We start from the raw sequence: 8,499 nt of genomic DNA on the forward strand, positions 1-8,499 counted from the left end.
CATGATGAAGCAGGTCGGCTATCGTCCCGGCCGCGCGGGCGCCATCATCTCTTCGGGCGCCATCCTCGGCCCCATCATCCCGCCCAGCACCAACTTCATCATCCTCGGCTCCTGCGTGAGCGGCCTGTCCATCACCAAGCTGTTCATGATCGGTCTTTTCCCCGGCCTCTTCATCGGTCTGGCCCTGATGATCATGTGGTTCATCCGCGTCCGCATTGACGGCTACCATGAAACCATCAAGTTCACCCGCGAAGAGAAGAAGAAGATTCTCATTGACGCCACGCCTGCCTTCATGATGCCCGTGCTCCTGCTCGGCGGCATCCGTTTCGGCGTGTTCACTCCCACCGAAGGCGGCGCCTTCGCCGCTGTGTACGCCATTCTGGTGTGCCTGCTCTGGTACCGTGAAATCGGCCTCAAGGACCTGCTCAAGGTCAGCGCCTCTTCCGCTCGTACCACCGCCGCTGTTATGATGATCGTGGCCACCGCCACCGCCATCGGCTACTTCATCACGCTCGCCGACATCCCGCAGCAGATCATTTCCCTGTTCGCTCCGTTCAAGGATTCCCCGATCACCCTGCTGCTGCTCATCAACGTGTTCCTGTTCCTGATCGGCATGGTCATGGACCTTACCCCCAACGTCCTCATCTTTGCGCCTGTGTTCTATCCGCTGATTCTGGACGCCGGTATTGATCCTTACCATTTCGGCCTCATCTTCATCCTGAACCTCGGCATCGGCGTTATCACGCCTCCCGTCGGCACGGTTCTCTATGTGGTGTGCGGCATCGGCAACCTCAAGCTGCCGGCCCTGGTCAAGAACCTGCTTCCCTTCATATTTGTGGAAATCGTCATGCTGCTCCTGCTGACGGTCTTCCCCAAGCTGTCCCTCATCCCCATGGGCTGGCTCATCTGACGGCCTGACCTTGGATGAACTCTCGGGGCGACTCCTTCACGGGGTCGCCCCTTTGCGTTTAATAGAGAAAAGGGGCCTGGCCGGAGCAGCAGGGCGCTGCCCGGAGAGAGATAGGAAAGAGGAATAGGAAGGGGATCTGGCCGGAGCTCCCGGGGCGCTGCCCCGGACCCCGCCGGGGGAAATAATTCCCCCCGGCCCCCCTGATTCCGCCGAAGGCTTCGCCCTCGGCGGGGCGGAGCGTGCATGCACGGCGCGTTGCCGAAGATGGCAGGCGTTTGGAAAGGCAGCGTCTGCAAGGTGCGGAAAGATCCGGCAGGCGCTGTTCGGTATGCGGACGCAGTGCAGGTGTGTCCTTTAGGACCCACCTGCGGTGGCAGACGCCTGTCCGACAAGAGTCGGACAGTCGTGAGTAAGGAAGGGATTTCTGGATATTTCTGAGGGAACACCGGGGGCTGGCTGCAAAAGCCGGAAGGCTGTTTTTCAACGCTCTGAGGGCCCGGGGTGCATCAGGAGCCCGGCCGACGGCACAGGCTCGTAGCCGAATTTACCTCCGGCGTTGAACGCCGCCGTCGTGCATGCCATGCAGACGTATAGAGTGTCGTGCGCAAACGGGGACAGGGCGGACGCCGGACGTTTGAGTGCTGCGCCCGTATGCCGTGGATGGCTCAGGTTCGGTTTTCCCCGGACAGGAATGTCAAAGGATTTCCAGATATTTGGAGAGAGCGCTTTTAGCCGACACTTAGGCAGTCTCGATGCCGAGGCGTTGAAACGCTGAGAGAGCCTGTGAGTGCCAAGGCTTCATTTCGACTGCTCAGGCACAAAAAAGGGCACGCGGTTGAAGGAAACTTCGCTCGTGTGCCCGGGGAAAGAAAAAGCAGCCTGAAACAATAAAAGTTTTAGGAAAGGGGAAAGGGTGCGGGGGAAGGGGAAAAGCCCTTTTTCAAAAGGGGGTTCCCCTTCCCCCGGAAGCATCTTCCTTCCTCTTCTTTCCCCGGAAGTTTCAGTTCCCTCTTTTTTCAGGCACAAAAAAAGGCACACGGTTGAAGGAAACTTCGCTCGTGTGCCCGGGGAAAGAAAAAACAGCCTGAAACAATAAAAGTTTTAGGAAAGGGGAAAGGGGTGCGGGGGAAGGAGAAAAGCCTTTTTCAAAAGGGTATTCCCTTTTCCCTTCCATCTCTTCTTCCATACCATTCTCCGAAAAAGGGCACGCGATTGAAGAAAACTTCGTTCGTATGCCCGGGGAAAGAGAAGACAGTCTGAAACAATAAAAGTTTCAGGAAAGGGGACAGGGGGGGCGGGGGAAGGAGAAAAGCCCTTTTTCAAATGTTTTTCCCTTTGCCGCCATCGCTCCATCTCTTTTCCCTGCCATTCTTCGAAACAGAAGAGCACACGGTTGAAGAAAACTTCGCTCGTGTGCCCGGAAAAAGAGAAAACAGTCTGAAACAATAAAAGTTTTAGGAAAGAGGATAGGGGTGTGGGGGAAGGAGAAAAGCCCTTTTTCAAAAGGGTTTTCTCCTTCCCCCGCAAACTCTCTTTCTCTTCCTTCCTTTCTTTCTCTCTCTCTTACACTTCCGTGGCGTGCAGCCAGACCTGATAGCGGGCGTTGAGCGTTTTTTTGGTCGTGGCCCAGGCGATGCCGGCCGTGTAGTACTTGCCGAGATTGATTTCAAAGTTTTCAATCTTGGTGAGCAGGCCTTCCACGGTGTTCAGCGCCTGTTCGTTGGCCGCAAGCAGCGCCTCGTACGCTTCTCTGAAGTCTTCACCCTGGAATTCCTCCACAGGCGTGGAAGAGGTCAGTTCGCGTCCGGTCTTTCTTTCATAGAGATTCTTGAACTTGGCGCATTCCACGCGGTCGTAGGACACGGAGCGGATGAAGGTGGCAAAGTCGTCATGCAGTGTCTTGAAGGCATTGTAGGCTTCGGCCGCCTTGGACGTGCAGAAGAAGGAATCGCAGGAGAGCAGAAGGAAATATTCCTCGCCGAGAAACTTCTTGATGCGCGGGAATTCGTCGGGATTGTAGAGATAATGATCCCAGTCGGCAACGGACTTGTCGCCGTCTATGGCGCTGATGAGCAGAATCTTATGATGCAGAAGCTCGGCGTACACGCGGCCGCCGCGGCGCTTGAGCACCGTAATGGCCGTGTTCTTCGAGTGAAAGTACATGGTGAGCGAGGCGATGAGCGCCACAAGACTCACGGCAAACACCGCGACGAAAACGCCGAGAAAGGTGAATGTGGTCATGCTGTACGTTGCGCGGGAAAAAGGAAAGATCATCGCGAGCGACAGCAGGGAGAGAAAAAACAGGGCGTAGGAAAGATTGCGGAATGTGCTCATGATTGTGTCCTTATATCTCAATGTTTCAGCATGGAGGGAAAAAGAGAATCGCCTCACCTGACATGAAAACAGATGGGGCGATTCTCTGATGAAAAAGGAGAAAGGTCAATCTCATGAATAAATTATTTATCTGCCGACAATGCGGCCCCCCATGGCCTGCCAGATGGCGTTCGAGGCGGAAATGACGCCGTATTTCCGCTCCAGAACCGACAGTCGGGAGTCGTTGAGCGCTTTCAGAGCCTCCAGCCAGTCCTTGAGTTCGTCGGCTCCCTGTTCATATCGTGCTTTGCGGTACGCTTCCACCCGGCGGTCGGCATCATATTTTTTCTGAATGTTTTCAAATTGTTGTTCGGCATTCCCCAAGGAACCGTAGTAGAGGGCCACTTCGTTGAGCGCCTGGGTCACGCTTTTTTCATAGGAGAGTTTTGCGTCTTCAAAGTCGGCTTCGGCAATCTTCACGTTCCATTTTACACGATTCCAGTCCAGAAACGGGAGATTCAAGCTTATAAGGCCCTTGATGAAGGAGGACTGGAACAGATCGGAGCTCGATGTGGCCGACGCGCCGAGCGTGCCGCCTATGGTGAGCGACGGAAAGAGATCGGCCCGGGCGGCGTTCTCGTTGCGGAATGAGGAGAGCAGACGGAACTCGGCCGCGTTCACGTCCGGCCTTGCGCCGAGGGCCGCAATGGGAACGTTGAGGTCCACGGCAGGAACCTTGACCGCCAGAAGATCCGGCAGGGTCAGCGCTTCCTCTTCTTCCGGGCGCAGGTTGAGCAGGTCTCGCAGAGTCTGCCTTTCCGTGCGGAGGTCTTCTTCCAGCGTGAGCACGGTGGTCTTCTGAGAAAGCAGGCTCTGTTCCGTCTGAGCGGGATCGAGGCCGTCGGTCTGTCCTGAGCGGAATTTTTCCTGCATGATCTTCAGAAGCCGCTCGTAATAGCCGAGGCTCTCGCGGCTCAGTTCCAGCGCACGCGAGGTGTAGGCCATGCTGTACCAGGTGTTCACCACGCTGTTGATGAGCGCAAGCCTTGTGGCTTCCCTGTCCTGCTCGGTGGCGTGGTATTCCCACACCTGCGCCGACGTGGAGTCGCGCAGGCGGCCCCACAGATCCAGCTCGTAGGCCAGACCGAACGAGGCGTCGAAGCTGCGCGAGTTCTTGCCGCTGTCGAGCGCGCTACGGGACTCCGCACTGCCGGAGCCGGAAAACGTGGGCACGAGATCCGCGCCGAACTGCCGGGCCTGATACAGCGCCTTGTTGACGGTAATGGTGCTGCGCGCAAGGTCGATGTTCCGTTCAAGCGCCATGTCCACCAGTCTGTTGAGCGTGGGATCGTTGTACTGCTTCCACCATTCCCGGTCGATGTGAAAGTTCTGCTCGATCTGACTTTCGCTCAGAATGCCCTGAGGCGGGATCTGGTAGTCGCGTGTGGCGCAGCCGGAAACAAGAAGCAGCACGGCGCAGAGAAAGGGCGTGGCTTTCATGAACTCACTCCTGAGAGAGCGCGTCCACGGGATTGAGCGTGGCTGCGCGGCGGGCCGGCATGTAGCCGAAGATGATGCCGATGAAGGTGGAACAGGTGATGGCCAGCACGATGGACCCCGTGGAAAACGACATGGGAAAGTCCTGAATGAAGCTGTTGAACAGCACGCCGATGCACGCGGACAGAAGCACGCCCGTGACGCCCCCGATGACGCAGATGAGCACGGCCTCAATGAGGAACTGCTGGAGCACGTTGAACTGCCTGGCGCCTATGGCCATGCGCACGCCTATTTCCCGCGTGCGCTCCGTGACGGACACGAGCATGATGTTCATGACGCCTATGCCGCCCACGAGCAGCGAGATGAACGCTATGCAGGAAATGAGCAGGCGCATGGTGGTCGTGGTGCTTTCCATGGTCTGGCGGATGCTGTCCGTGTTCATGGTGAAGAAGTCCGTCACGCCGCGATGGCGCGAGGTGAGAAGACGCGTGAGTTCCTTTTCCGCAATCTGCGCGGAAACGCCGTCGGCTATCTTCACCGTGATGGAGGAAATGCTTCGGCTGCCGGACACCCTTGCCATGTAGGCGGTGTAGGGCGTCCACACCGTGAGGTTGCTGCGCGGGCCGAAGGTGGCGTTGGGCTTTTTGGTCACGCCCACCACTTCAAAGGGATGCTTGTTGAACAGAATCACTGCGCCTATGGGATCTTCGCCGTTGGGAAAGAGCTCCTGCACCGTGTTGTCGTCGAGCACGGCCACGGCGCGCGCTTCGTCGATGTCCGCGCGGTTGATGAGACGCCCGCGCGCAAGCTCCAGACCCTTGACGTTGAAGTACTGCTCGCCCACGCCGCTCAGAGAACCGTTGGCCGTGAGGTTGCGGTACACGAAGCTGCCGCTGGAACTCGCCGAAGGCGTGGCGCTTGCAATGTAGCTCTGTTCGGCCAGCACGTCGGAGTCGTCCACCGTGAGCGTTTTGTAGCGGCCGGAATTGCGGTCGCCGAAGCTGCGGCCGGGCATGATGTCGATGGTGTTGGTGCCCATGGCGTTGATGCCCGCCAGAATCTTTTCCTGAGAGCCGCGGCCGAGCGCCACCACCGAAACCACCGAGGCTATGCCGATGATGATGCCGAGCATGGTGAGCAGCGAGCGCATTTTGTGCGCAAGTATGGCCTGCACCGACATGCGGAACGCTTCGGCAAGCTGATCGCGCATGTACTTCCACGAGGAGGTCGGCGATACGGCGGCCTTTGCGCCTTCGGGATTGCCGACGGGCCTTTTGCGATGGTCGCTGATGACCTCGCCGTCCCTGATTTCTATGATGCGGTTGGCGTATTCGGCAATGTGCCGGTCGTGCGTGACAAGAATGAGCGTGTGACCTTCGGCGTTGAGCTGCATGAGCAGCGACATGACGTTTTCGCCGCTTTTGGAATCCAGCGCGCCGGTGGGTTCGTCGGCAAGAATGATTTCCCCGCCGTTCATCATGGCGCGGGCGATGGACACGCGCTGCTGCTGACCGCCCGAAAGCTCGTTCGGCCTGTTCTGCGTCTTGCCCTCAAGACCAAGCTTTATGAGAAGCTCGTGGGCCCTTGCGCTGCGCGCATGCCCCTCCATGCCCGCATACACGGCGGGAAGAGCCACGTTTTCCTGCGCGCTCAGACTCGCAAGCAGGTTGTAGCGCTGAAAGATGAAGCCGAACTTCTCCCCGCGCAGTCTGGCCAGCTCGTCGGGCGTGAGTCCTTCCGTGGGCTTGCCGTCCACCAGATAGGTTCCTTCGGAAGGCGTGTCGAGACAGCCCAGAATGTTCATGAGCGTGGACTTGCCCGAGCCGGACTGCCCGATGATGGCCACAAAGTCCCCGCGCTCTATGCTCAGACTGACGTTCTTGAGCACCTGCACGCGGCTTTCTCCGCTGCCGTAATGCTTGCCTATGTTGCGTACTTCGAGAGTGACCATGGGTGATTCTCTGCAGGGATTGATTCATGAAGCGCGGCAGTCCCGCGCGTTCCTGAGCGACTCCGGGGCCGAAGACCCCGGCGCTCATCAGCGCGGAGGCCGGCGGTTGCTGCGCGGATTGGCCAGACTGTCCGCAAGCTCGGCGCTCGACATCTGCGTGGCTATGACGGCTTCGCCTTCCTTGAGACCGGAACGGATTTCCGTCATCACGTTGTTGGTAAGCCCGATTTCCACCTTGCGCACTTCCACCTTGTTGTTCTTGCCGAGCACGCGCACGCTGTAGTTGCCCCGACCGTCGTTTTCCAGCACCAGACTGGGCACAAGCAGCACGTCGGAGGCCTTTGCAATCTCAATCACGTTCTGCGTGGTCATGCTGATGCGCAGCACGCCGTCCGGATTGGGCACGCGAGCCTTGGCATAGTAGTAGATGGCCGAACTCGACGAACTGCTCGAAGAACTCGACGAAGAGCTCGTCGATGAGCCGGACGTCGAAGACGTGGAATCCGAAAGCGTGGTGTCGCCGGGATCAATGGACGTGATGGTGGTCGTGTATACCTTGTCGGGAGCGCCGAGCAGCGTGTAGCGCACCGTCTGCCCCTCCTTGATGAAGGGAATGTCGCCTTCCGACACTTCAATCTTGATTTCCATGTCCGTAAGGTCGGCAATCTGCGCGATGGTGGGCGTGGTCTGGTTGGCGTTCACCGTCTGTCCTTCCTTTACCGGTACGGACACGATCACCCCGTCAAGCGGAGCCACTATCTTCGTATAGCCCAGATTCGTTTCCGCCGTGTTCACCGCAATCTGCTGCTGCAGTATCTGCGATTCCATCTCCGTCACGCTGGCCTTCGCCGCCGCCAGCGTGTTTTCCGCGTCTTCCAGATTCGCCCGCGAGGTGGAGTCCGTCTTTCTCAGCTTCACTTCGCGGTCATACTGCGTCTGCGCCACCTTCTGCGCTATCTTGCGGGACTGAAGCTGCGCTTCGTACGTCTTGAGCAGCGCTCGCGCCGTGTCAAGATCGTTCTGACGCGTCGTGGGATCTATCTGAGCAATGAGATCCCCCTTCTTCACCTTCTGACCGATTACCGCATTGAGCTGCATGATCTTGCCCGACGCCTGCGAACCTACCGTGACAAGCTGCACGGCATCCACTTCACCCGTGGCGTTGACCGTCTTGCGTATGCTGCCGCGTACCACGTTTTCCGTAAGATAGTGAATCTGTGAGGACGCGCCGCGCTGCTGGTACCACCAGAAGCCGCCCGCGCCCATGACAATGAGCGCCAGAATGCCGAGGAGGAGCTTTTTTTTCATGGAAAGGCTCGCTTTGCAAAATTCAGGAACATGACGCGGACGCCCCGCCCGCGCTTTTGGATATAACCAAATTTTCTACTGCTGGTAAATGAAACTTTGTTTCAAAGCATTGCGAAAGTCCCCGTTCCGGCCGCTGCCCGAAGCTCCGCCCAGGCCATCCTTCTTCGTTCGCCTGTATTTTCAACAGGAAACAACGTAACACCCTGAAACAGTGCGTAAGAATTTTTATGCCGGGGAAGATAAAGGCAGAAAAGGCAGGAAAGACAGGAAAGACAGAAAAGGCAGGAAAGGCAGCGGGGCTCCGCCCCGGACCCCGCCGGGGGAGATAATCTCCCCCGGGCCCCATGGTTCGCCTTGCGGCTTCGCCGCGCGGCGGGTGTCGGGCAGAGGCCTGAGGCCGTGCTTTGAAAAGGCGCGAAGGGCAAGAAGGAAAGGCTCAAAAGCCGGAAGGCCTGGCGGGCTCTTTTCGGGCTGCAAACTCAGTGCAGGCGTGCGCGGCTGCGCCCGCCTGCGGCTGGCC

At 58.2% G+C, this 8,499-nt stretch carries 6 protein-coding genes; 1 reads left to right on the plus strand and 5 read right to left on the minus strand.

All coding sequences use genetic code 11. The features are described 5' to 3' along the window. Nucleotides 1-910, plus strand: a 910-nt coding sequence (locus Q0J81_RS09205; protein WP_294447364.1) for a TRAP transporter large permease, incomplete at its 5' end; no start/stop codon positions are given. A 1,000-nt stretch (nt 911-1,910) separates the two neighbouring features. Here Q0J81_RS09205 and Q0J81_RS09210 read toward each other — a convergent pair. From Q0J81_RS09210 to Q0J81_RS09230, 5 genes are all read right to left on the minus strand, one after another. Then, nucleotides 1,911-2,096 carry a hypothetical protein gene (locus Q0J81_RS09210; RefSeq protein WP_294447365.1) on the minus strand — a complete coding sequence of 62 codons (186 nt, stop codon included), beginning with the start codon at nt 2,094-2,096 and terminating at the stop codon, nt 1,911-1,913. A gap of 377 nt (nt 2,097-2,473) precedes the next feature. Then, entirely contained in the window at nt 2,474-3,244 is a 771-nt protein-coding gene (locus Q0J81_RS09215) for a hypothetical protein (RefSeq protein ID WP_294447367.1), read from the minus strand. Nucleotides 3,245-3,370: 126 nt separating this feature from the next. Beyond that, nucleotides 3,371-4,723, minus strand: coding sequence for an efflux transporter outer membrane subunit (locus Q0J81_RS09220; RefSeq protein WP_294447368.1), 1,353 nt, complete (start codon nt 4,721-4,723; stop codon nt 3,371-3,373). Nucleotides 4,724-4,727: 4 nt separating this feature from the next. Then, on the minus strand, nt 4,728-6,671 hold the full coding sequence (locus tag Q0J81_RS09225; RefSeq protein ID WP_294447369.1) for a MacB family efflux pump subunit: 1,944 nt from the start codon (nt 6,669-6,671) through the stop codon (nt 4,728-4,730). A gap of 87 nt (nt 6,672-6,758) precedes the next feature. Then, nucleotides 6,759-7,979 (minus strand): efflux RND transporter periplasmic adaptor subunit, encoded by a 1,221-nt coding sequence (locus Q0J81_RS09230; RefSeq protein ID WP_294447371.1) that lies wholly within the window; start codon nt 7,977-7,979, stop codon nt 6,759-6,761. Nucleotides 7,980-8,499: the final 520 nt, after the last annotated feature.

Source organism: uncultured Mailhella sp., from assembly GCF_944324575.1.
Classification (GTDB): domain Bacteria; phylum Desulfobacterota; class Desulfovibrionia; order Desulfovibrionales; family Desulfovibrionaceae; genus Mailhella.